Origin of the sequence: Paenibacillus sp. Lou8.1 (assembly GCF_024213565.1) — a bacterium.
GTDB classification, from domain to species: domain Bacteria; phylum Bacillota; class Bacilli; order Paenibacillales; family Paenibacillaceae; genus Paenibacillus; species Paenibacillus polymyxa_B.
The window spans coordinates 25878-48545 of record NZ_JANAVN010000022.1; the positions used below are offsets into that span (position 1 = coordinate 25878).

Here is a 22668-nt window from a genome sequence, read left to right on the forward strand (position 1 = left end):
TCACTTTCAGATGTGTGTTCGTTTTATTATAAAAGCAAAGGGTCCAAAAACCCGCGACAGATTTTTGAACCCTTCTATTTATTGTTCCTGATTATAGTTCTTCATAGGACTTGGGGTCCTGTCCCCATATCCGTCCATCCTCACTGCTAAATGCCGAAATCACGTTCATTTCCTCTGGAGACAACTCAAAGTCAAAAATATCTAGATTCTCCGTTTGGTGTTTTAAAGAAGAGGCCTTAGGGATCGGGATTGCTCCAAGTTGGATATGCCAACGTAAAATCGCTTGTGTAGTCGTTTTATTATGAGCAGAAGCAATTTTCCCAATCTCTTCATTCTCCAGCATGCTGTGACCGCGCCCCAAGGGGCTCCATGATTCCGTCACGATGCCCTGTTCAGCATCTTTTGCACGCTGATGTTCCTGATTAAATAATGGATGCAATTCAACTTGATTTAAGCTCGGCGTGACACCTGTTTCCCGAATTAAACGTTCATTATGCTCGGGCAAGAAATTGCAGACCCCAATGGAACGGATATAGCCCCTTTTCTTCGCCTCAATTAACGCCTGCCAGGCTTCAACATATCGATCAATTTGGGGATTCGGCCAATGGATCAGATAAAGATCATAATAGTCCAGGCCTCCTCTATATAATGACTCTTCGATCGTTACAATGGCCTCTTGGTAAGCATGTCGGCGACCCGGTAGTTTGGAGCAAATCAACAATTCCTCTCTGGGCACAGAGCTCTGCTGGACCGCTTTCCCGACAGCACCCTCATTTTCATAGTTGAACGCTGTGTCGATCAGACGGTAACCTGCATCAATCGCGCCGGTAATCGCCTTGACTCCATCTGCACCCTTAATTCCAGCAGTCCCAAATCCAATGACGGGCACTTTAATGCCATCATTCAATACCTTCTCCGGAATTTGTTGGTTCATAATTACAGCCTCCTTTACTATTCTCATATAACATAACACCTCTTCAAAGCTCCGGCAAAATATAGCAATCCATTCCGTTCTCTGTATATGTATATACCCACTAGCTCGTAACTTCCCTACCAAGTTCTCTGTGTGCTAAATCAAAAAGCGCCTGATCCCCATTGAAATCATACCTGAAGTCAAGGGGGCAGGCACTTGTACCACTACCAAATCATATATTCCACTTCATGCTTGATGGCTTGGTTGTCCAACACAAAGTTGAAGTGTCTGTATTTTTATTTCAAGCCATTCCATACCCAGTTCTCTACCTCTGGTAGGTCAATACCCTCTTCGCGAATGAATTGATGATGTTTCTTAATCGTAGCATCCATTTCATCCACAATGTTGGTGTACTTCCCAGCGTCAGGTAAGTTGAGAGCAGCTTCCTTCACTAAGTCAAAACGATCCATTTGATTCAATACACGCATATCAAATGGTGTCGTAATATCGCCATTCTCACGGTATCCATGTACATGCAAGTTATGATTATGACGATCAAAGAACAGATCTTTGATCAGACCTTCGTAACCATGGAAAGCGAAAACAACGGGTTTGTCTTTTGTGAAAAAATGATCAAACTCAGCGTCGGATAATCCACGCGGGTCTAGTTTTTGACTTCTCAGTTTCAGCAAATCTACCACGTTGATGTACCGAATCTTCAAGTCAGGCAGTTTTTCATGCAAAATAGAAATTGCAGCTAAACTTTCAATCGTTGGCTCTGTACCAGCAGAAGCAATGACAAGGTCAGGTTCTCCACCTTGATCTGTACTTGCCCAGTCAATGATCTTCAACCCTTTATCCACCAATTCTTTCGCTTCATCAGCAGTAAACCATTGTGGACGTGGGTGTTTAGACGAAACAATCAAATTGATCTTTTGACGGTCGTTTAAAATGGTGTCGAAAACAGCCAACAATGAATTGGCATCCGCTGGCAGATACTCCCGAATAAATTCTGGTTTTTTGTCAGCCAAATGACCTAACAAACCTGGATCTTGGTGTGTATACCCATTATGATCCTGTTGGAACACCGTTGAAGTTGCTACGACATTCAATGATGGGATATCTGCACGCCATCCTTGATCCGTTGCTTTACGCAGCCACTTAAAGTGCTGGGTGATCATCGAGTCAACCACACGCAGGAAGGCTTCGTAACTTGCAAAGAAACCATGGCGACCTGTTAATACATAACCTTCCAGCAATCCTTCAGCTTGGTGTTCGGATAATTGAGAATCAATTACGCGGCCATAGGATGATAAGAATTCATCATTAGGTTCAATAATTTGGTCCATCCATTGGCGTTTGGTTACTTCAAAAACAGGAGCCAAGCGATTAGACATCGTTTCATCCGGTCCGAAGATTCTGAAATTACGATTTTCTTCATTTAAAAGAACCACATCTTTAACGTATTTCCCTAAAACCGACATATCTTGCGCAATCACTTTACCAGGTACGGAATTATCCAGCGTATAGTTACGGAAATCCGGTAATTTCAAGTCTTTAATGAGGTTACCCGCATTCGCAACAGGGTTCATTCCCATGCGTTTATCGCCTGTAGGCAAAATTTCAGCAAGCTCAGGGTTTAAACGACCGTTTTCGTCGAACAATTCCTCTGGTCTATAGCTATTCAGCCATTCTAACAAAGCAGGTGCGTGCTGCATATTTTTTTGATCAACCGGAATTGGAACCTGATGGGCACGGAATGAATTTTCATTCGGCACGTTGTCCCATTCCTTCGGACCCGTCCAGCCTTTAGGTGAACGGAATACAATCATCGGCCACGCCGGACGAGTAAGGTCATTATTTTCACGCGCATTCTTTTGAATAGCTTCAATCTTCTCGACAGCCGTATCCAATACTTTCGCCATTTCTGGATGCATGTGATCCGGATTTTCACCTTCAACAAAGAACGGCTCCCAACCCAAACCTTTAAAGTATGAGGTCAATTCTTCTTTCGATTGACGAGACATAATCGTTGGGTTACTAATCTTAAAACCATTCAAGTGCAAGATTGGTAGTACTGCACCATCCGTGATGGGGTTGATAAATCGGTTAGAAAACCACGAAGCGGCTAATGGGCCTGTTTCAGCTTCACCATCACCAATAACAACAGCCGAGATCAGATCAGGATTATCCAGAATGGCACCTACACCATGAGAAAGGGAGTAGCCTAATTCTCCACCTTCATGGATAGATCCAGGTGTTTCAGGAGCAGCATGTGAAGCAATACCGCCAGGGAAAGAGAATTGTTTGAACAATTTCTTCATCCCTGAGATATCTTGTGTAATTTGCGGATAGATTTCAGTGTAGCTTCCATCCAGATAAGAATTTGAAACCATAACCTGGCCGCCGTGACCAGGACCTTCAATGTAAAGCATGCTCAAATCATATTTATTAATAACACGATTTAGATGTGCATAAATAAAGTTTTGGCCCGGAATTGTGCCCCAGTGTCCAATAGGCTTAACCTTCACATCTGAATCTTTTAAAGGCTCTCTCAACAAAGGATTATCTTTTAAATACAGCTGACCTACCGAAATGTAGTTCGTTGCACGCCAATATGCATCAAGTTTTTCTAAATATGTTTTAGATGAATAATCTGCTAACACGGGTGATAACGACATGGTGTCCACTCCCTAAGTAGTTTTGTTTGTAATTTATTTCCGGAAATTTCATCTACATGTCCATCATAACGCTACGCTGACTAAATTCAACCTTTTTCACAAGTGATACGGTCCAATTTTGTGAAATTTTGAACATACTATGAAATATAAATTAAAAAGACAGTAAAAAAGCTCTTACATTAAAATATATAGAATTATTAACCAATAAAATTTGCAATAACGAGACAAACGCAGACTCCAATCCTTTTCTCAAAAACATAAAAAAAAGACCGGAGAATTCTCCAGTCTTATCATTAGTGAACCGATACAAAGGTATTAAATTTCAAATATTTGTAATGAAATCGCATATGAGAAAACTCAAATGGCGTACCGTTATCTAAAAAGAACACACCTTCCATAATACCTACAGGCTCATTTTCATTTAAATGTAGCAGCTTTTGATCATTCTCTTGAGACGGTTCTGCAAAAATGGATAAAAAAGATTTGGTGACAGCCAAGTTCCGCGAGTCTTCCAAATAATTAAAAATGGATCCCTCGATAATTGTCTGATTTAAATTCTGGACAATTTTAATAGGGATATAGCCCGTTTCAATCATAAAAGGATCATCATCAAACAGACGTAAGCGGACAATTTTGTAAACAAAATCATGAGTCTCCAAGAACAAATCGCGCTGTAATTCTTCTGTTGGCGGAATGACCTCAAAACTTAGTACTTTGATTTTCGGCTTTTTACCATGCATTTGAAAATTATCAGTGACCCCTAGATTAGAGCCTTCGTAGTTAAAGATAGATTCATTTCTTATGTATAATGGATTAATAAATGTCCCGGAACCTTGTTTTTTGAAAATGATTCCGACATTCTCCATTTTAGTCAGAGCACGTTTAATTGAACTACGACTAACCTGGTAAGTCTCACTAAGACTACGTTCATCTGGCAATCTCATATCTGCAAACTTTCCAGCAAAAATTTTCATCTTGAGATCGTCAATAATTTGCTTATAGACAAATTGTGTCATATAGTACTCCTCTTTCAGGTCTTCTATAACTCTATATAGTTTACCATAACTTCCCCATTTCATCTCATGTTTGTTTCTGTATGCTGAGTGGGCTTTCAGCGGATAGGAAGCACCTCGCTTTTACTTTACATCTCTATGCATAATACCATGATTACACATACATAACACCACTGAACGTACCTGCAAAACAGCAGAAGATACAGAACCCCCACCTTAATATCGGTAATAAGACCAAGCCTGTTTCGAACCTAGAGGGATGTTTGACTAGACCAGGCTAAAATCCTTGAATACATTGTTATTATTTATCTTGTTCAAGCGTTTTCTAATAAGAATGGTGGGGGGGAGATCATATTGGCTATCCGCTACAGCATCATCATTCCAACCTATAATCGAGCCCAGCAATTGTTGCTTACACTCGCTTCATTTGAGACACAAACCTATCCAAAGCAACTATTCGAAGTCATTGTAGCTGATGACGGTTCTACAGACGGAACAAAAGAAATGGTCGAAGGCTTCAAAGCATCCTATCCTCTTATCTATGTGTCACATCAGGAACAACGCGGTCGATCTGCCGTTCGAAATTTGGGACTGCGCCGTGCAAAAGGGCTGTACATCATCTTCTGCGACGCTGACTTTGTAGTGTTACCGGAATTCATTAGGATCGCGAGCCGTTATCACCGTAAATATCCCAAGTCCGTGCTTTCAGGCATTCCTCACTCGTGGGACGATGCTTTTACCCACTATTACCCTGACTTTTCCCCTGAAGAAAAAGAACAATGTCGCAACATACTTACGCAGTCCAACTTATGGAATGCTGACTATGAAGCAGCGAACGAAATTACTCCGATCATAACCCCTGAAGATATCCTTCATCAAACGGGTGCACTGTCTAAAGTAGTTAGTCCCACAAGGGTTCCTCCCAATACGCAGAAACAATTTGCCTCAACGGACGTAGCCCCCTGGATGCTGCTGGTTACTCGTTGTGTGGCCATTAGACGCAGTCACTTGATTCGTATTGGAGGTTTCAATGAACGGTTTGTGCTCTATGGACTCGAGGACTGGGACCTTGGCTATAGACTGCATCGCTTGAAAATCCCTTTTTATTGCATCAAAGAGGTGGTCGGATATCATCAGGAACATCCAACCTATCTTAGAGGTAACGTGTTAAATACAGAAAATCTGAGAATCATGTATGAAACCTACGGATTCAATGACTCCTCGTTAAATTTATTCGCCCTTATCCCTCCATCCGAGGATTTTGAGACCTACAAAAATACATTGCGGGTATTGCGCAGGGGATTCCGCTCTAGGTTAACACGCTCATCAGCACTGTTATTAAGAAGAACACTACGCATTGCAGCCAAGCAGTTCTACGATCAAAGCCATACTCATGCATACAAAAAATCATTACACTTGATAAAAAAGAAGGCAGCGAACCGGAAAAGTCGAGTCGCTCATGTGTTACGAGAAATGCTAGTGAAGTCTGAAAAGCTGGTGGAGTAGCAAGAGGCCGGAAGGACACGAAACACATGAATTTTTCCCGTAATAAAAAGACTCCTCCATCTGAGAGCAGGCCAAACTCGGCAAGCTGTCTTATGGAAGAGTCATATGCAACTTTTTCTTACTTTTGTTTTTCCGTTAATGTTCTCACTTCAATAGGATGCAGATTCGCCTCGATTTGAGCCCGCTGCGGTTCATACCACTCTAGCAGCATTAATTCCTGTCCCAAAGATTCAGCAGGTTCATCGTTAGCAAATCCCGGTGGGTCTGTAGCAATTTCAAATAGGATACCGCCCGCTTCTCTGAAATATATCGCATTAAAATATTGGCGGTCTATAATGGGAGTCGGCTGATATCCATAATGCTGGACTGCGTTTCTCCATTCTTCATGTTGTTCAAAATCTTTTGCACGCCACGCAATGTGATGTACCGTGCCTGCTCCACCAAAGCCTAAACCCATTTTGGCGAGCGGAACATCTACGATGTTGCCGATTTCCCCTACGGACTGATAACGGGCATATTCGGCGTCTTCAGCGATTTTCGTAAATCCGAGTATGCTCTCCAATGCATCCATCGTTCTCTGTGGGTTGACGCTAAATAGCCCGGCGCCTCCAAACCCCTTAATTGCTTTATCAGCCGAAATACCACCGTAAGACCAAGTACTATTCGCTCCCGCTTCACGTTCAACAAGCTCAAGGCGTAAGCCCTCATTATCCTCAAATTGAAGATATTGTTCAGAAAAACGGCTCGTTTTCGTAACTTGAATATCAAAGCTTTCCAAACGATGCTGCCAAAAATCAAGTGAACCTGGGGGTACCACATACGAGGTTATGCCCACCTGGCCACCTCCGATTCGTCCTTTAGGAGTTCCTGGTGCAGGAAAAAAAGTAATGATCGTTCCAGGACTTCCTGCCTCGTTACCAAAGTACAAGTGGTAAACCTCAGGAGCATCGAAGTTGATTGTTTTCTTCACTAACCGAAGTCCCAGGACGCCGGCATAGAAGTCGACATTTTCCTGCGGATTACCGGCAAAAGCTGTAATATGATGAATACCTGTAGTTTGAAGTGACATATGAAACCCTCCTATAATCGTAGGAACCTTTATTTTTTATTGTTGATGACTTTTAATGACCTACACATCATGTTTTATCTAAGTAATGCATCGATGGAATATGAACCTGCCCCTGTCAACGCAATACCAATTACGACTGCAATAAGAACTAGCGGATATTCATAGCCATTAGCTGTTGCCCAGATCCCGTTTGGGCCATGTACTTTGAAAATTGCCCCAAGCATAGTCACCGTAATCAACAATGCAGCCAGTGGAGTGAGTAGTCCTACAGCAAATAGAGCTCCTCCCAACAATTCCATCAACCCAGCAGACACTGCCATGAATACTCCAGGCTTAATGCCGATCGATTCCATCCAACCCCCAGTACCTTTTGGACCATAGCCACCAAACCAGCCAAAAAGTTTCTGTGCTCCGTGCCCCACCAATAACAATCCAACCACCAAACGTATCAGTAACAATCCACTTGCCAACATAAAAATCACCCTCCACATTATATTTATTTAGAGATTATTAAATTAGAGATATTAGACGAAATTAAATCTATTGCTTAGTGACTCGGGCCTGTTCTTTTCTAAGTTTTTCAGGCGTAACATCGTCTCCATTCGGATCATAAATCGTAGCATTCAAGAGAATGCTTTGTACAGAGCCCCGAAAGATTTGAAGGTATTCTTTGCGAAGATCCGTTTGTTCCATTTTTTCAATTTCAGTTAACCCAACTTCTTTTGCTTTTTTTGCAAGCTGATTAATTCTTTCTAAAATTGTAAGCATGTATATACCTCCCTATTCAAAATTCTCTGATTGTTTTTATCTTTAAATTATTTATCTTGATATAAAGATATAATAATTTTTTATCCGTGTCAATACTTATTTGAAAAGAAAAGAAGATGAACGCTTGAGTTGCTTAAAGGTGAAAGAAAAAGCAGCCAGAACACTTAGAGACACCTTTAAGCTACAAGTTGTGTAAAACCTCTTCAACTCAATTACTAGAGCCATAATAAAAAGCCACCAACCAGAATCACTGGCTGATGGCTTTCTTGTCTTACTAAATGGAGGCGAGGGGAGTCGAACCCCTGTCCGAAGATAACGACACATAAGCTTCTACGGGTGTAGTGACAGTTTTGATGTCACCCTAGAAACTCCCTGTCACCGGATTCCCTTCGGGTCAGCCTGATTATCTTCTTCAGCTCACCGCAGGCGGAGATGAGACAGCGTATTCCACTATTTGTTAGCCTCTATCCCAGTCACATGGACGATGCTGGGTAGAAGCACGCACACAGTTTCTTAGGCTGCGAAAGCGTAGTTGTTTTGTTGTTTGCCGTTTAATAGGCTTTAGCGTTGATGAAGCGGACGCGTCCCCACTACCCGCTACCCATGCTCGAACTATCCCCGTCGAATCCATAAACGCCCCCTTATTATAAAAGGGCTCCACGGATAAATCCGGAAATACCGGAGCATAAGCATGCATAATATCAAAAGCTGAATCCTAGGATTCAACACTCGAACAAAGTTAAAAGCTTTAAAACTGACTACTTCGTTAGTATACCATATTACAGGTCATTACGAAACGAAATGAAGCCATTTAAGCCTTATAAAATAGCACCATTACAGGAACAAGTAACTTCTCCACGTAATTTGTACCATACCCAATAATAGAGCAACTTATCTCGCAATTTTCTGCTTCTCGCGCAAAGCACGTTGGATATCACGCTGTGCATCGCGTTTAGCGGCAGCATCACGTTTATCATACTGCTTCTTACCTCTACCCAGTCCGAGCAGAAGCTTGGCATAACCATTACGAACATAAATCTTGAGCGGTACAATCGTGTAACCTTCCTGTTTGGACAGACCGATAAGCTTGCGAATCTGCTCTTTATGCAACAGCAGCTTACGCGTACGGGTCGGATCGGTAGGATTATTACGATTGCCTTGCTCGAAAGGACTGATATGCATATTGTGAATATGAATTTCGCCATTACGGATCGTAGCAAATGCATCACTTATATTAGAGCGACCATTCCGTAGAGACTTAATTTCTGTTCCCGTTAGCACCATGCCCGCCTCGTAGGTGTCCTCAATAAAATAGTCATGGGAAGCTTTTTTGTTCTGGGCGAGCACTTTCCCGTCTGCCTTCTTACCCATGAATACCACTCCTTATGAATAACGTAATTCACTCTTGAAATCCAGGCATCAAAATCCGGCTACAAAGAGCCACCTAGAAATATATTGTAACAAATTTCAGATGGTAAAAGCAAGAAAGGTCAAGCCTTCTACATTTCTAACTGCACTTATTCACACTTAAAACCAAGCGGCTTCCATCCAATACAGCAGACAGAAACCGCCCGTATAACCTATGCTTCAAATCAGCTTCATTCACTGCAATGAAAGCTCCAGCCTTCAAAGTAAGTAAGCTCTAGCTACCTACTTCTTCTTTTTCCGCACAAAGCCCGCGGTGCTATTGCCGCCACTTCCGCCCTTATTCTTCCGCTTGCGACGTGCTGCGCCTTCACCGTTTGGTCTGGCATCACTCCCTGGTGTAGCTGCTCCGCCGATGAAAATACCGCTGGCAGACGTCTTCTTCCGTCGCTTGCTTGCCCCGGATGCTGGCGAGTTATACCCGCCCTTGCCACTGCCAAAGCCGAAGTTGCTAGCTGAGCCGGCTCCAGCTCCGTTTCCGCCGCCGCGCCCTGAACGACCTGCGGTGCTAATCCCTCCGTTACCAGCGCCAGCTTCTTTTGGCTTCCCGGTAACATCATGACCGCCTTTACGCTCTTTGCCAGTCTTATCCTTGCCGCCCTTGCGGTCACGCCCTTCTCGGCCTTTGCCTTTACCACGGCTCTCGCCACGCGCAAAGTCTCCACCCTGTCCTGTACCGCCCGTCCGTTCACGGCGTTGCCGTTGCTTCATATCGACAAGTTCAAAGTCAATTGTGTAATCTTCCATATTCACACGCGCGACGCGAACCTTAACCTCATCCCCAATGCGGAACACCTTGGAGGTGCGTTCGCCAATCAACGCCATATGCTGCTCGTCAAAGTGATAATAGTCGTCCGTAAGCGCACTCAGACGCGTCAGGCCCTCCACTGTATTGTCCAGCTCAATGAACATTCCGAAGCTGGTTACACTGCTGATGATCCCCTCGAATTCCTCACCGACCTTGTCCAGCATGTATTCAGCCTTTTTCATCTGCTCTGTATCACGCTCTGCATCCACAGCCACACGCTCACGCTCGGAAGATTGCTGCGCAATATCAGGCATACGTGCAGTCAAATATTCCTGACGTTCGGCTGTTAAAGCCCCACCATTCTCCAATACCTCACGAATGACACGGTGAATCACCAAGTCAGGGTAACGACGGATCGGCGATGTAAAATGAGAGTAATACTCCGCTGCCAATCCAAAATGTCCTGTCGACTCCGCATCATACTTTGCCTGCTTCATCGAACGCAGCATCATCGTGCTAAGCACGGTTTGCTCCTTCGTACCCTGAATGTCTTCTAGCAACGTTTGTAGCGCACGCGGATGAATGGAATTTCCTCTACCTTTGATCTGATGCCCAAAATTAGCTGCGAAAGCCATAAAGTTTTGCAGCTTCTCTGGATCTGGGTCCTCATGAATCCGGTACAAGAAAGGTACTTTGAGCCAATGGAAATGTTCGGCTACCGTTTCATTGGCCGCCAGCATAAACTCTTCAATAATTTGTTCAGCTATCGTACGATCTCTCTTTACAATATCGACAGCTTTGCCTTCATTATCCACAATCACTTTGGCTTCATCAAAGTCAAAATCAACCGCGCCTCGGCGCATTCGATTAGCACGCAGCTTTAATGCCAATTCCTTCATCGTGCTGAATACATCAATGAGATCCTTGTACCGTTCCATCAGTTCAGCATCTTCCTCTTCGAGGATTTTGCGAACGTTAGTGTACGTCATCCGTTCCTTCGTTTTAATCACACTGGTGAAAATATCATGCTTTACAACCTTCATATGCTCATTGAATTCCATCTCACAGGATAAGGTCAGTCGATCCACCTGTGGATTCAAAGAACATATTCCGTTCGAAAGTCGATGTGGAAGCATAGGAATGACACGGTCAACCAAATACACGCTACAACCGCGGTTATATGCCTCCTGATCCAGCTTGGAGTTCTCACGCACATAATACCCTACGTCGGCAATATGAACGCCCAGACGGTAGTTTCCGTTCGGCAAGCGCTCTACATTGACAGCATCATCCAGGTCTTTGGCATCCTCACCATCAATGGTAACAATGATCTTATCACGCAGATCGCGCCGTCCCTGACGTACAATCTCTTCTTCCGTAATCGCGTCCGGAGCATTCTCCGCTTCCTCTGTCACTTCATCTGGAAAAGCTTCCGGAAGCTGATGCTTACGAATAACTGACAAAATGTCGACGCCCGGATCATCCTTATGACCCAAAACCTCCAACACTTCACCTTCCGCTGCTGCTCGTCCTTCTGGATAGCTCACAATACGCACAACGACCTTTTGACCGTTTACAGCTCCATTGAAGCTTGTTTTTGGAATGAAAATATCTCGGTTAATACGCTTATCATCCGGCAAAACGAAACCGTATGCTTCGTGGCTCTGAAACACGCCTACTACTTGAAGCACTGCGCGCTTCACGATCCGTACAACTTCACCTTCTAGTCGACCGCCCGCAGGTCCCTTCGAGGACACTCTTACCAGTACCGTATCTCCATTCATCGCACTCTTTAAATCATTGGCATGAATATATACATCCGGGTGCTCCCGGTCCTCTGGAATCAGAAAAGCAAATCCCTTGGCATGAGCCTGCAAACGCCCACGCTGCAAATCCATTCGTTCCGGCACACCATAACGGTTTGTGCGGGTCAGCAGAATTTTCCCCTCTTCCTCCAAAGCATTCAGAAGCTTAAGAAATTCACGGAAATCTTCCGCATCCTTAATATCAAAGTGCTGCTCCAGCTCCTGGTAAGTCATGGGTTTGTATGCGGTCTCGCGCATAAAATCGAGTAGTTGTTGCTCTGTTATCATAATATTGTCCACCTCGGGTGACCTTTAATTTTCAGTAATAAATCCGCATGTCCTTGTTCCTTACTCCTGATACAAGGCTCTTAATATACTCATACCCTAGTATACACGAATTTAATCGATGGCATCCCTGCCTGTCCAAAATCTAAAAAAAGCCCCCGTTTCCCGCGAAACGAAGGCTTAAGGTACATATTTATCTTATTTTGCAAAAAATGCAACTAAAACAGAAACGATCATGAAACCCGCACCCAAAACAGCAGTTGCGCGTTGTAAAATCAAATCCATACCGCGAGCTTTTGTCTTGCCGAACAGATGCTCAGCACCGCCAGAGATGGCACCGGACAAACCTGCGCTTTTCCCCTTTTGCAGTAAAACAACCGCAATAACAGCAATCGAGAACACAACGAGCAGCACTTTCAAAAAGATTTCCATGAAAAATCCCACCTCCTGAGCTTATACATCTGTTTTGCAAAACAACACAGCCTCTTTTATGAAAACATGTACATATCATGTTATAAATAGCCGGAAATTAACGCAAAACACTATTTCTATTCTACCACAGCTTCCAGGAGATAACAACAGCTATAGCAAGTCACTCAACCATTAAGCCTTTGCAAAGTTATAAATTCTCATACACATCCATAATAACAAAAAACAGACCTGCTCGCGGTGGCGAGTAGGCCTGTTTTATTCATGCGAAAAAGCTTTGAGCGTTCAGACTTCATGATCATAAACCATGAGTCAAGAGACGCCATCAGCATTTTTGCGCAATATTATTTTTTCAGGTTGTAGAAAGATTTCAGGCCGTGGTATTGAGCCAGTTCACCCAGTTGATCCTCAATGCGGAGCAATTGGTTGTACTTCGCAATACGGTCAGTACGGGAAGGAGCACCTGTTTTAATTTGGCCTGCATTTGTTGCAACAGCGATATCAGCGATTGTGCTGTCTTCGGATTCACCGGAACGGTGAGAGATAACAGCTGTGTATCCTGCACGCTTAGCCAATTCGATAGCATCGAATGTTTCAGTCAGCGTACCGATTTGGTTTACTTTGATCAGGATGGAGTTACCGATGTTTTCATCGATACCTTTAGCCAGACGCTCTGTGTTTGTTACGAACAGGTCGTCACCAACCAATTGGATTTTGTTGCCCAATTTTTCAGTGAGCAATTTCCAACCTTCCCAGTCATCTTCGGAGCAACCATCTTCAATAGTGATGATTGGGTATTTATCAACCCAAGAAGCAAGCAGGTCAACGAACTCAGCAGAAGTGAAGGATTTTCCTTCGCCTTCCAAAGTGTATTTTCCATCTTTGAAGAACTCAGTGGAGGCAACGTCCATACCGAGGAATACGTCAACACCTGGTTTGTAACCAGCTTTTTCGATCGCTTCGATAATAGTGGACAGAGCTTCTTCGTTAGATTTGAAGTTAGGAGCAAAACCACCTTCATCACCAACAGCTGTGTTCAAACCTTTGGAGTTCAGTACGGATTTCAGGTTGTGGAAGATTTCTGCGCCTACACGCAGAGCTTCTTTGAATGTAGGGGCACCTACAGGCAGAACCATGAACTCTTGTACGTCAACATTATTGTCGGCATGAGCGCCACCGTTAACGATGTTCATCATTGGTACTGGCAATTGTTTAGCATTGAATCCACCCAGGTAAGTGTACAGTGGCAAGCCCAGAGCTTCAGCAGCAGCGCGAGCTACAGCCATGGATACTGCCAGAATTGCATTTGCACCCAATTTACCTTTGTTATGTGTACCATCCAATTTGATCATCAGCGTATCGATTTCTACTTGGTTCACAGCATCCAAGCCGATTACTTCAGGAGCAATAATTTCGTTCACGTTTTTAACAGCTTGCAGAACGCCTTTACCCAGGTAACGGGATTTGTCGTTATCACGAAGCTCTACAGCTTCGTGAGCGCCTGTGGAGGCACCGGAAGGAACGATAGCACTACCGATAGCACCGGATTCCAGATATACTTCAACTTCAACCGTAGGGTTACCACGGGAGTCGAGGACTTCGCGAGCGTACACGTCAGAAATAATAGTCATTTGTACTTAATCTCCTTTGTGAATCATGATTTGTTGGTCAAGCCTATACTTATTAAATCAAGCTTACTTGCGGGATGCAATCATAGATTTTCCTGTCATTTCCGCAGGTTGCGGAAGTTGCATCAAATCCAGAAGCGTTGGAGCTACGTCAGCCAGTATTCCATGCTCACGCAAAATGATATTTTCGTCAGTCAAAATGAACGGAACCGGATTAGTTGTGTGAGCTGTGAACGGACGTCCCTGCTCATCAATTTCCATATCCGCGTTACCATGGTCAGCAATGATAATAACCACGCCGCCTTTGGCTTTAACCGCATCTACAACACGTCCAACACATTCATCCGTCGTCTCTACCGCCTTAATCGTTGGCTCCAGCATACCGGAGTGTCCAACCATATCCGGATTGGCAAAGTTCAGGATAATCGCATCATGCTTGTCGGCTTCGATTTCCTTAACAGCAGCATCCGCTACTTCATACGCACTCATTTCCGGCTGCAAGTCATATGTAGCCACTTTAGGCGAGTTGATCAAAATACGAGTTTCGCCAGGAAGCTCCACATCGCGTCCGCCACTGAAAAAGAAAGTAACGTGCGGATATTTTTCAGTCTCAGCAATACGCAATTGTTTTTTGTTGTTTTGAACCAACACTTCACCAAACGTGTTATCCAGGTTTTTCGGTTCGTAAGCTACAAAGCCTTCAACCGTTTCGCTGAACAACGTCAGGCAAACAAAGTGCAAATCTTTAGGCCATTTCGGGCCACGGTCAAAACCACGGAAGTCCGCGTTTGTAAATACCTGAGACAGTTGAATCGCACGGTCAGGACGGAAATTGAGGAAGATAACAGAGTCATTGCTTTCGACCAGCCCTACAGGACTTCCGTCAGCCTTCACAATAACAGTTGGCTCCACAAATTCGTCGAACACTGATTTTTCGTACGATTCTTTCAATGCTTCCATTGGATCTGTGTATTGAGGACCTTCTCCGTACACGATTGCACGGTAGGATTTCTCTACACGTTCCCAACGTTTGTCGCGGTCCATAGCATAATAGCGTCCTTGTACAGTCGCAATTTTACCTACGCCCACTTCTTGAATTTTAGCGATCAGCTGCTGCATGAAGCCTACGCCGCTGTCAGGCATAACATCGCGTCCATCCATGAAAGCATGAATGTACACTTCTGTTAAGCCTTCTTTTTTCGCCAAGTCCAGCATAGCGAACAGATGGCTGATATGGCTATGCACGCCGCCGTCGGACAGAAGTCCGTACAGGTGAAGTTTCGTGTTGTTCTTCTTGGCATGTTGCACTGCTTTAACCAGTGTTTCATTGTCGTAGAATTCACCTTCACGGATGGACTTCGAAATACGAGTCAAGTCTTGATATACAATTCGGCCTGCGCCGATGTTCAAGTGACCTACTTCGGAGTTACCCATTTGTCCTTCAGGCAGACCCACTGCTTCGCCAGAAGCCGTCAGCGTTGTATGAGGATACTGTTGTAAATACCGGTCGTAATTCGGTTTGTTGGCCTGCGCAACCGCATTACCTTCTACGGTGTCACGCAATCCGAACCCGTCCATAATAATTAAAGCTACCGGTTTTGGTGCTGTCATCTTACTTCGCCCCCTCAACAAGCGCGATGTACGACGCCGGTTGAAGACTGGCACCGCCCACGAGCGCGCCGTCGATATCGCTTTGACCCAGGTACTCAGTAACATTTTCAGGTTTTACACTGCCACCATACTGAATACGTACAGCATTTGCTGTATTTTCATCATACAGCTCTTTAATCAGACTGCGGATATAGGAAATCACTTCATTCGCATCCTGCGAAGTGGAGGATTTGCCTGTTCCGATCGCCCAGATCGGCTCATAAGCAACAACTACTTGTGCAGCCTGATCCTTAGCCAAACCAGCAAAAGCTGCTACAGTTTGCACTTTTACAACCTCTTTGGTTTGTCCAGCTTCACGGTCTTCCAGCTTTTCGCCTACACACACGATTGGGTTCAGGCCATGACGGAATGCCGCATGAACCTTTTTGTTCACCGTTTCGTCTGTTTCATTAAAATATTCACGACGCTCGGAGTGTCCGATCACAACGTAATCTACGCCCAGATCTTTCAGCATTCCACCGCTAATTTCACCTGTAAATGCACCATCTTCTGCAAAGTGCAGGTTTTGTGCGCCAATTTTAATAGACGTGCCTTTTACTGCTTCAACCAGAGCAGGAAGATTCGTAAATGGTGCGCAAATCACGCTTTCCACTCCTGCAACCTCCGCTTTGCCTTTGATCTCCTCGATGAAAGTTTTAGCTTCTGGTACGGTTTTAAACATCTTCCAGTTACCCGCGATAATCGGTGTTCTCAATGGTTTCAACTCCTAACTATTAGGTGCCCTAAAGCTTTATTCACGCATAGTGCGTTTGATTATTTATCGTTCAGTGCAACAACACCCGGAAGTGCTTTGCCTTCCATAAATTCAAGTGATGCGCCGCCGCCAGTAGAGATGTGATCCATTTTGTCAGCCAAGTGGAATTTTTCAGCCGCAGCCGCAGAATCACCGCCACCAATGATGGTGTATGCTTCAGTAGTTGCGCAAGCTTCCGCTACTTCACGAGTACCACCAGCGAAGGGCTCGATTTCAAATACGCCCATTGGTCCGTTCCATACAACCAGTTTGGAGTTTTTGATCACATCTGCATAGATTTTACGTGTTTTCGGTCCGATATCCACGCCTTCCCAATCTGCAGGAATACCATCGATGTCCACAATGTTAGTATTCGCCGTAGCGCTGAAATCGTCAGAAATGACAATATCCACCGGAAGGTAGAATTTTTTGCCGAGCTTCTTCGCTTTTTCAATAAACCCAAGAGCTACGTCCAGTTTGGATTCATCCAGCAAAGATTGACCCACTTCATGACCTTGAGCTTTAAAAAATGTATAAGCCAAACCGCCGCCAATGATTACGTTATCTGCAATGTTCAGCAGGTTGTCGATCACGTCGATTTTGTCTTTTACTTTGGAACCGCCAATAATAGCTGTAAAAGGACGGTCTGGATTCGACAAAGCTTTACCAATAACAGACAATTCTCTTTCCATCAGTAAGCCAGAAACAGCCGGAAGAATATGAGCGATACCTTCAGTGGAAGCATGAGCACGGTGTGCTGCACCAAATGCATCATTCACGAAAACGTCGGCCAATTCAGCAAATTGCTTCGCCAATTCAGGATCATTCTTTTCTTCTCCTGCATAAAAACGTACATTTTCAAGCAACAGCACGTCGCCGTTTTGCAGTTCAGCCACTTTCGCTTTAACAGCTTCGCCTACCGATTCGTCCACTTTAACTACTGGCTTTTTCAGCAGCTCAGACAAACGTACGCCAACAGGAGTCAGACGCATGGATTCAACAACCTGACCTTTTGGACGTCCAAAGTGACTTGCCAAAATAACTTTTGCACCTTTTTCAATCAGGTAGTTAATGGTTGGCAAGGTTTCACGAATACGCTTGTCATCCGTAATTTTACCGTCCTCAACCGGAACGTTAAAATCTACACGAACAAACACCCGTTTTCCATTCAGTTCTATATCACGTACGCTCTTTTTGTTCATCTCCATATTCCTCCGCACCCTTATAATTTTACGAATCAGGAATTTAAGGCACATTTGATATATAAAGAGCGGAAACAATAACCTGTTTCCGCTCTATGATGTTGCTCAATAAGACTGTTCTTATTTAGCCAGTTTAGCGAAGTATTCCAACGTGCGGATCAATTGTGCAGTGTAGGACATTTCATTGTCATACCAAGCTACAGTTTTCACCAGCTGTTTGTCGCCAACAGTCAGAACTTTAGTTTGAGTTGCATCAAACAAAGAACCGAAAGTGAGACCTTTGATGTCAGAAGAAACGATTTGATCTTCAGTGTATCCATAAGTTTCAGGATCGGAAGCTTCTTTCATCGCTGCGTTGATTTCTTCAGCAGTTACGTTTTTCTCCAGAACTGTTACCAGCTCAGTCAGGGAACCTGTAGGTACTGGAACACGTTGAGCCGCGCCATCCAGTTTACCTTTCAACTCAGGGATAACCAAACCGATTGCTTTAGCAGCACCAGTTGTGTTAGGAATGATGTTTTCAGCTGCTGCACGAGCACGACGGAAGTCACCTTTAGCATGTGGAGCATCCAAAGTGTTTTGGTCGCCAGTGTAAGCATGAATTGTAGTCATCAAACCTTCAACGATACCAAATTTATCTTGCAGTGTTTTAGCCATAGGAGCCAGGCAGTTAGTTGTGCAAGAAGCACCGGAGATTACAGTTTCAGTTCCATCCAGAATTTCATGGTTTACGTTGTAAACGACAGTTTTCATGTCGCCAGTAGCTGGAGCGGAGATAACAACTTTTTTAGCGCCGCCTTTCAAATGTTTCTCAGCAGCTTCTTTTGTTGTGAAGAAACCTGTGCATTCCAGAACGATGTCTACACCCAGGTCTCCCCAAGGCAGTTCTTCAGGGTTGCGGTTAGCCAAAACTTTAACTTCTTTACCATTTACTTTGAAGAAGCCGTCATGTACTTCTACTTGTCCTTGGAAATTACCTTGTGTTGTATCATATTTCAACAAATGTGCCAACATTTTGGAATCTGTCAAGTCATTGATTGCTACTACTTCAATACCTTCCACGTTTTGAATCCGGCGGAAAGCAAGGCGTCCAATACGTCCGAAACCGTTAATACCAACTTTAACTGTCATGAGTGAGTTCCTCCCAAAGTTCGTTTAGTTTAGTTTTATATATTCAAGACAGACCCGAAAGCCCGTCAAGACAACACCATTCATAAATCCATCTTAACCATTTAAATAATGACTTACAATCTCGGCAGCAGCGCCTTCGTCGGTGACTAGAATGTCTTCTTGTCCGAAACGCAGTACCGCATGAATAGCGGCCGCCTTGCTCTTGCCTCCAGCTACACCTAGAACCGTATCGGTACGCCTGATGTCCTCTAATCGAAGTCCAAGCGTCAGCATTCTGTGAACAACGACGCCATCTTCGTTAAAGTAATAACCAAACGATTCGGCAACGGCCCCCTCACTGCTGATCTGGGCAAAGGTTTCGGGATCAAGTTTACGTCTATGTGCCATCGCTATGGCGTTGCCTATCCCGTGAATGATGATACGACTCTCGCGAATCAGGTTCAATATATCCTGAATGTTCGTATCTTCAAGCAAGGAGTTGTAAGCATGATTGCTGAGCAAATCCGGTACATGGAGCAGACGGTATTGAGCGCCTACCTTGCGAGCCATTGTGGAAGCAATTGTGTTGGCCTGCATTTCCATGCTTTCTCCCAAACCCCCGCGTGCCGGTACAAACCACCCACCCTTAAGTGGGCCATTAGAAGGTAGTGCCAGTTGTTCCGCCACGTCGGCAATCGTCGTGCCACCTGTTACAGCGACCACATCCTCGTCGTCCATAACACTCAGCAACGCTTTTGCTCCAGCGCGCCCCAGCTCCTGCTTTGTTAACGGAGAAGCATCCGAATCCCCTGGAACGACAACCACCTTCCTCAAACCATAGGCTTGACGAATCTGGTCCTCCAATTGGGACAGGCCGAACAAGTTGTTCGCAATCGGCTCCAGCTGTTCCAGCAGATCCAGTCCTGCTTTGCTCACCTTCATGCCTACACTCTCAATCTCAATTAGCCCTTGAGCTTTAAGAAGATCGGTTTCGGCGCGCAACACGCGCTCAGTCATGTTCAGTGAAGCTGCCAGTGTTCTGCGTCCAACAACATCGGACAGCATAATCTGATGCAGGATCGTGTACCTTTTTTTCAAAACATCCATGAGGTCGGGCAGAAGCTGCTTCTGTATTTCTAATATCTTTCGCATGCTTTCCACTCCCGCACACTTCTAAGTTCTGTCTCTAATGCTCTATCTCTAACTGGTCTTAAAACGTCCCGGGATAACTTTTTAAGTCCCACGTATATCTTAACCAATATTTGCTCCACATGCAAGTCTATCTGAACCTATATTTCTCAACCATTTGCCTGAATATGCGCATTTAATAAAAGCTTGCAATTCACTGCTGTATATCATATAATCATCTTTGTTTCCAATTAGCTGTTTAATTAGTTAGTTGTTTGCATTGATTGAACTATGCGCCCGTGGTCCAACGGATATGACGTAGGCCTCCGGAGCCTGAGATCGAGGTTCGATTCCTCGCGGGCGCGCCATTTTAAATGAACGCATAAATGCTTCTACATAATGTTTTAACCAATAAGAGCGCTGAGGGCTCTTTTTTTTAATCATTAGTTTGACTTTCTTTGACTTTTTGTTTGAAATTGTTTATCATGTGGTTAATACGGTAACAGTTTATAAATAAGGGACGTGTAATCGGCATGTCCACCAAATCCACTAACGATATTTAAGGGAGGTTTTTTGACGTGAGCTATGTTCCTATGGTAGTAGAACAAAGTAACCGCGGCGAACGCGCCTATGACATTTATTCCAGACTGTTGAAGGATCGCATTATTTTGTTAGGCTCGGACGTCAATGACGTTGTAGCCAACTCTATTATTGCGCAAATGCTGTTTTTGGCTGCCGAAGATCCTGAAAAAGATATTCACTTGTATATTAACAGTCCTGGCGGTTCCATTACAGCTGGTATGGCCATTTTCGATACGATGCAATACATTAAACCTGACGTATCTACGATTTGCGTAGGTATGGCGGCTTCTATGGGCGCATTCTTGCTGAATGCAGGCGCCAAAGGTAAACGTTTCGCTTTGCCAAACAGTGAAATTATGATTCACCAACCACTGGGTGGTGCACAAGGCCAGGCAACGGATATTGAAATCCGTGCACGCCGCATTCTGAAAATGCGTGACAAATTGAACCGCATTCTCGCAGATCGCACAGGCCAACCACTGGAGCGCATTGAAAAAGACACAGACCGTGACTACTTCATGTCCGCTGATGATGCCAAGGAATACGGTATTATTGATAAAGTGCTAACTAGCTCCTCTCCAGAAGGTGTATAAGAGAAGAAATTCGCCTCTCGATAGCTGGTAAATGAAAAAGCTGCCCCGGATGTTCTTATCCGGTAGGCAGCTTTTTTTGCTTTATTGTTTTTTAGGTTATAGACAATTGGAATTGTTTACTCCTACTATTCATGCTGTCCCGCAAAAGGCTTTCCGCCTTGAGGCAGCAGTTGACCGAACGAGTAGGTAAACTCCGGAATTCCATACGCGTATGGCGCATAATCATACAAATCAAACACAATTGTTACTCCACTGCTCGTCACATAAAAATTCTGATCTGCCGCCAGCTCTTTAAATTTGCCGAATCCTTCGCCAGCCTGAAGCGCATCGATTTTTTTCTTCAAATCAGCATTGAGGAACTTTTTGTAGTTCGGATTTGCCTTCAAAACGTCAGACAATTGCAGCAGTTTACCATCAACGAGCGAGAACGTATATCCTTTACGTGCCGTCATGCCATGTGCGCCACCCGTATACGAGTAATCCTGCATAATCACACTCAGAATACCATTTTTGTTATAGGCAATCGCAAAATCATTTCCGAACTCATACGGTCTTTCTGTTGTAGCCTCTCCCTCAGCCATCATCTTTTTACCTGCTGCCAATATACCCTCTGCTTGCTTTTTAAGCACATTGTTAATGGCCTGTTGAGCCTCAGGATTCAGTTGGCTGCCGCTGATTTGCGGATATTTAATCTTGTAGGACACCTTCGCATTACTCGAAGCTGGAAGTGTTTGAGACGCAATGGTGATCGGATTTAGCTGGCTTTTACTCAGCGTTACTGTTTTCTGAGCAGCATTCCATTGAGCATCTATGCCTAGATAGTCTTTCAGCAGACTCATAGGAATGTATAGCTTCCCAGCGATCTGTTTGGCATCCATGCTACGTGTATTGATTCCATTGACGTTGACGTAGGCATCCGAGGAAGAAGCCATAATGTAAAGTTTATTGTACCCGCTACCTACGGTATATGTTGCTGTTTTCGCCTCATAGCTTACTGGAATCCCCAGGCTGTCACGCAGTGCGGCCACCGGAATCATTGTACTCCCGTTCACTTGAACACCTTTAGCGGGCAACGTTTTACCATTCCATTGGATGGTGATTCCTGGTTGCTGTGTTGTCGCTTGTTTGGTCGATGCTGCCTGGATATAGGAAACGGGAACAGCTGCGACTCCTGCTAAAATCCCTGCTGCCAGCAGTGCTGAACCCCATTTTTTCGCATACTTACTCATATTAAGTATTCCTCCTGTTATTGATCTGTATTGTCTATGTGTGATAACTACTTTTCTTATTATATATATACCCTATTGTATGTAGTTTACAATCTGTACACTCTCCGATTTCAATATGTACACCTAATAACCCTTAGCTATGACAGACTC

The 22668-nt window shown here is 44.2% G+C and carries 18 protein-coding genes, 1 tRNA gene and 1 other RNA gene; 3 read left to right on the plus strand and 17 right to left on the minus strand.

The features are described 5' to 3' along the window. Positions 1 to 91: 91 nt before the first annotated feature. The 3 genes from NLX78_RS24595 to NLX78_RS24605 all read right to left on the minus strand — a co-directional run bounded on the left by NLX78_RS24595 (position 92) and on the right by NLX78_RS24605 (position 4610). On the minus strand, positions 92 to 934 hold the full coding sequence (locus tag NLX78_RS24595; protein WP_250267174.1) for an aldo/keto reductase: 843 nt from the start codon (positions 932 to 934) through the stop codon (positions 92 to 94). A gap of 275 nt (positions 935 to 1209) precedes the next feature. Next, positions 1210 to 3594 carry a phosphoketolase family protein gene (locus NLX78_RS24600; RefSeq protein WP_254351791.1) on the minus strand — a complete coding sequence of 795 codons (2385 nt, stop codon included), beginning with the start codon at positions 3592 to 3594 and terminating at the stop codon, positions 1210 to 1212. Positions 3595 to 3887: 293 nt separating this feature from the next. Then, positions 3888 to 4610, minus strand: coding sequence for a GntR family transcriptional regulator (locus NLX78_RS24605; RefSeq protein ID WP_023986502.1), 723 nt, complete (start codon positions 4608 to 4610; stop codon positions 3888 to 3890). Between the two features lie 351 nt (positions 4611 to 4961). On the opposite strand from NLX78_RS24605, the gene NLX78_RS24610 reads away from it, so the two are divergent. Then, positions 4962 to 6113 (plus strand): glycosyltransferase family 2 protein, encoded by a 1152-nt coding sequence (locus tag NLX78_RS24610; protein ID WP_254351792.1) that lies wholly within the window; start codon positions 4962 to 4964, stop codon positions 6111 to 6113. 118 nt (positions 6114 to 6231) lie between these two features. Here the strand turns inward: NLX78_RS24610 and NLX78_RS24615 are convergent, their stop codons facing one another. From NLX78_RS24615 to NLX78_RS24675, 13 genes are all read right to left on the minus strand, one after another. Further along, positions 6232 to 7182, minus strand: a complete 951-nt coding sequence (locus tag NLX78_RS24615) for a ring-cleaving dioxygenase (RefSeq protein WP_254351793.1) — start codon at positions 7180 to 7182, stop codon at positions 6232 to 6234. A 74-nt stretch (positions 7183 to 7256) separates the two neighbouring features. Beyond that, positions 7257 to 7655 (minus strand): DoxX family protein, encoded by a 399-nt coding sequence (locus tag NLX78_RS24620; RefSeq protein WP_061830219.1) that lies wholly within the window; start codon positions 7653 to 7655, stop codon positions 7257 to 7259. A 67-nt stretch (positions 7656 to 7722) separates the two neighbouring features. Then, positions 7723 to 7950, minus strand: coding sequence for a DUF896 domain-containing protein (locus tag NLX78_RS24625; RefSeq protein ID WP_254351794.1), 228 nt, complete (start codon positions 7948 to 7950; stop codon positions 7723 to 7725). Between the two features lie 276 nt (positions 7951 to 8226). Then, positions 8227 to 8591: a transfer-messenger RNA gene (gene ssrA / locus NLX78_RS24630) on the minus strand. A 250-nt stretch (positions 8592 to 8841) separates the two neighbouring features. Then, a complete protein-coding gene (gene smpB / locus NLX78_RS24635; protein ID WP_013308270.1) occupies positions 8842 to 9321 on the minus strand; it encodes an SsrA-binding protein SmpB in 480 nt (159 codons plus the stop codon). Positions 9322 to 9600: 279 nt separating this feature from the next. Further along, the gene (gene rnr, locus NLX78_RS24640) at positions 9601 to 12216 is read right to left on the minus strand and encodes a ribonuclease R (protein WP_250259913.1); all 2616 of its coding nucleotides are present in this window, start codon (positions 12214 to 12216) and stop codon (positions 9601 to 9603) included. Between the two features lie 195 nt (positions 12217 to 12411). Continuing rightward, positions 12412 to 12645: a preprotein translocase subunit SecG gene (gene secG, locus NLX78_RS24645; RefSeq protein ID WP_013308268.1), complete on the minus strand. Its 234-nt coding sequence runs from the start codon at positions 12643 to 12645 to the stop codon at positions 12412 to 12414. A 341-nt stretch (positions 12646 to 12986) separates the two neighbouring features. Next, on the minus strand, positions 12987 to 14273 hold the full coding sequence (gene eno, locus NLX78_RS24650; RefSeq protein WP_013308266.1) for a phosphopyruvate hydratase: 1287 nt from the start codon (positions 14271 to 14273) through the stop codon (positions 12987 to 12989). Positions 14274 to 14336: 63 nt separating this feature from the next. Beyond that, the gene (gene gpmI / locus NLX78_RS24655; RefSeq protein WP_254351795.1) at positions 14337 to 15881 is read right to left on the minus strand and encodes a 2,3-bisphosphoglycerate-independent phosphoglycerate mutase; all 1545 of its coding nucleotides are present in this window, start codon (positions 15879 to 15881) and stop codon (positions 14337 to 14339) included. A 1-nt stretch (position 15882) separates the two neighbouring features. After that, positions 15883 to 16635, minus strand: coding sequence for a triose-phosphate isomerase (tpiA, locus tag NLX78_RS24660; RefSeq protein WP_250259914.1), 753 nt, complete (start codon positions 16633 to 16635; stop codon positions 15883 to 15885). Positions 16636 to 16694: 59 nt separating this feature from the next. Next, the gene (locus tag NLX78_RS24665) at positions 16695 to 17876 is read right to left on the minus strand and encodes a phosphoglycerate kinase (protein ID WP_061830216.1); all 1182 of its coding nucleotides are present in this window, start codon (positions 17874 to 17876) and stop codon (positions 16695 to 16697) included. Between the two features lie 120 nt (positions 17877 to 17996). Then, positions 17997 to 19007, minus strand: a complete 1011-nt coding sequence (gene gap / locus NLX78_RS24670) for a type I glyceraldehyde-3-phosphate dehydrogenase (protein WP_023986488.1) — start codon at positions 19005 to 19007, stop codon at positions 17997 to 17999. A 93-nt stretch (positions 19008 to 19100) separates the two neighbouring features. Next, a complete protein-coding gene (locus NLX78_RS24675; RefSeq protein ID WP_013308261.1) occupies positions 19101 to 20138 on the minus strand; it encodes a sugar-binding transcriptional regulator in 1038 nt (345 codons plus the stop codon). A 269-nt stretch (positions 20139 to 20407) separates the two neighbouring features. Between NLX78_RS24675 and NLX78_RS24680 the strand changes: the two genes are divergently transcribed. Beyond that, positions 20408 to 20482 (plus strand) — tRNA-Arg (locus NLX78_RS24680). Between the two features lie 210 nt (positions 20483 to 20692). Continuing rightward, on the plus strand, positions 20693 to 21289 hold the full coding sequence (clpP, locus tag NLX78_RS24685; RefSeq protein WP_013368815.1) for an ATP-dependent Clp endopeptidase proteolytic subunit ClpP: 597 nt from the start codon (positions 20693 to 20695) through the stop codon (positions 21287 to 21289). Positions 21290 to 21414: 125 nt separating this feature from the next. Here clpP and NLX78_RS24690 read toward each other — a convergent pair whose 3' ends face one another. Continuing rightward, positions 21415 to 22518: a PdaC/SigV domain-containing protein gene (locus NLX78_RS24690; protein WP_254351796.1), complete on the minus strand. Its 1104-nt coding sequence runs from the start codon at positions 22516 to 22518 to the stop codon at positions 21415 to 21417. Positions 22519 to 22668: the final 150 nt, after the last annotated feature.

Excerpts from the sequence above, each read along its gene's own strand:
- NLX78_RS24615 (WP_254351793.1), bottom strand. The coding sequence starts at position 7,182 with ATGTCACTTCAAACTACAGGTATTCATCATATTACAGCTTTTGCCGGT.
- NLX78_RS24675 (WP_013308261.1), bottom strand. The coding sequence starts at position 20,138 with ATGCGAAAGATATTAGAAATACAGAAGCAGCTTCTGCCCGACCTCATG.
- NLX78_RS24625 (WP_254351794.1), bottom strand. The coding sequence starts at position 7,950 with ATGCTTACAATTTTAGAAAGAATTAATCAGCTTGCAAAAAAAGCAAAA.
- NLX78_RS24600 (WP_254351791.1), bottom strand. The coding sequence starts at position 3,594 with ATGTCGTTATCACCCGTGTTAGCAGATTATTCATCTAAAACATATTTA.
- secG (WP_013308268.1), bottom strand. The coding sequence starts at position 12,645 with ATGGAAATCTTTTTGAAAGTGCTGCTCGTTGTGTTCTCGATTGCTGTT.
- NLX78_RS24665 (WP_061830216.1), bottom strand. The coding sequence starts at position 17,876 with ATGAACAAAAAGAGCGTACGTGATATAGAACTGAATGGAAAACGGGTG.
- smpB (WP_013308270.1), bottom strand. The coding sequence starts at position 9,321 with ATGGGTAAGAAGGCAGACGGGAAAGTGCTCGCCCAGAACAAAAAAGCT.
- NLX78_RS24595 (WP_250267174.1), bottom strand. The coding sequence starts at position 934 with ATGAACCAACAAATTCCGGAGAAGGTATTGAATGATGGCATTAAAGTG.
- NLX78_RS24605 (WP_023986502.1), bottom strand. The coding sequence starts at position 4,610 with ATGACACAATTTGTCTATAAGCAAATTATTGACGATCTCAAGATGAAA.
- rnr (WP_250259913.1), bottom strand. The coding sequence starts at position 12,216 with ATGATAACAGAGCAACAACTACTCGATTTTATGCGCGAGACCGCATAC.
- NLX78_RS24690 (WP_254351796.1), bottom strand. The coding sequence starts at position 22,518 with ATGAGTAAGTATGCGAAAAAATGGGGTTCAGCACTGCTGGCAGCAGGG.
- gap (WP_023986488.1), bottom strand. The coding sequence starts at position 19,007 with ATGACAGTTAAAGTTGGTATTAACGGTTTCGGACGTATTGGACGCCTT.
- NLX78_RS24620 (WP_061830219.1), bottom strand. The coding sequence starts at position 7,655 with ATGTTGGCAAGTGGATTGTTACTGATACGTTTGGTGGTTGGATTGTTA.
- gpmI (WP_254351795.1), bottom strand. The coding sequence starts at position 15,881 with ATGACAGCACCAAAACCGGTAGCTTTAATTATTATGGACGGGTTCGGA.
- eno (WP_013308266.1), bottom strand. The coding sequence starts at position 14,273 with ATGACTATTATTTCTGACGTGTACGCTCGCGAAGTCCTCGACTCCCGT.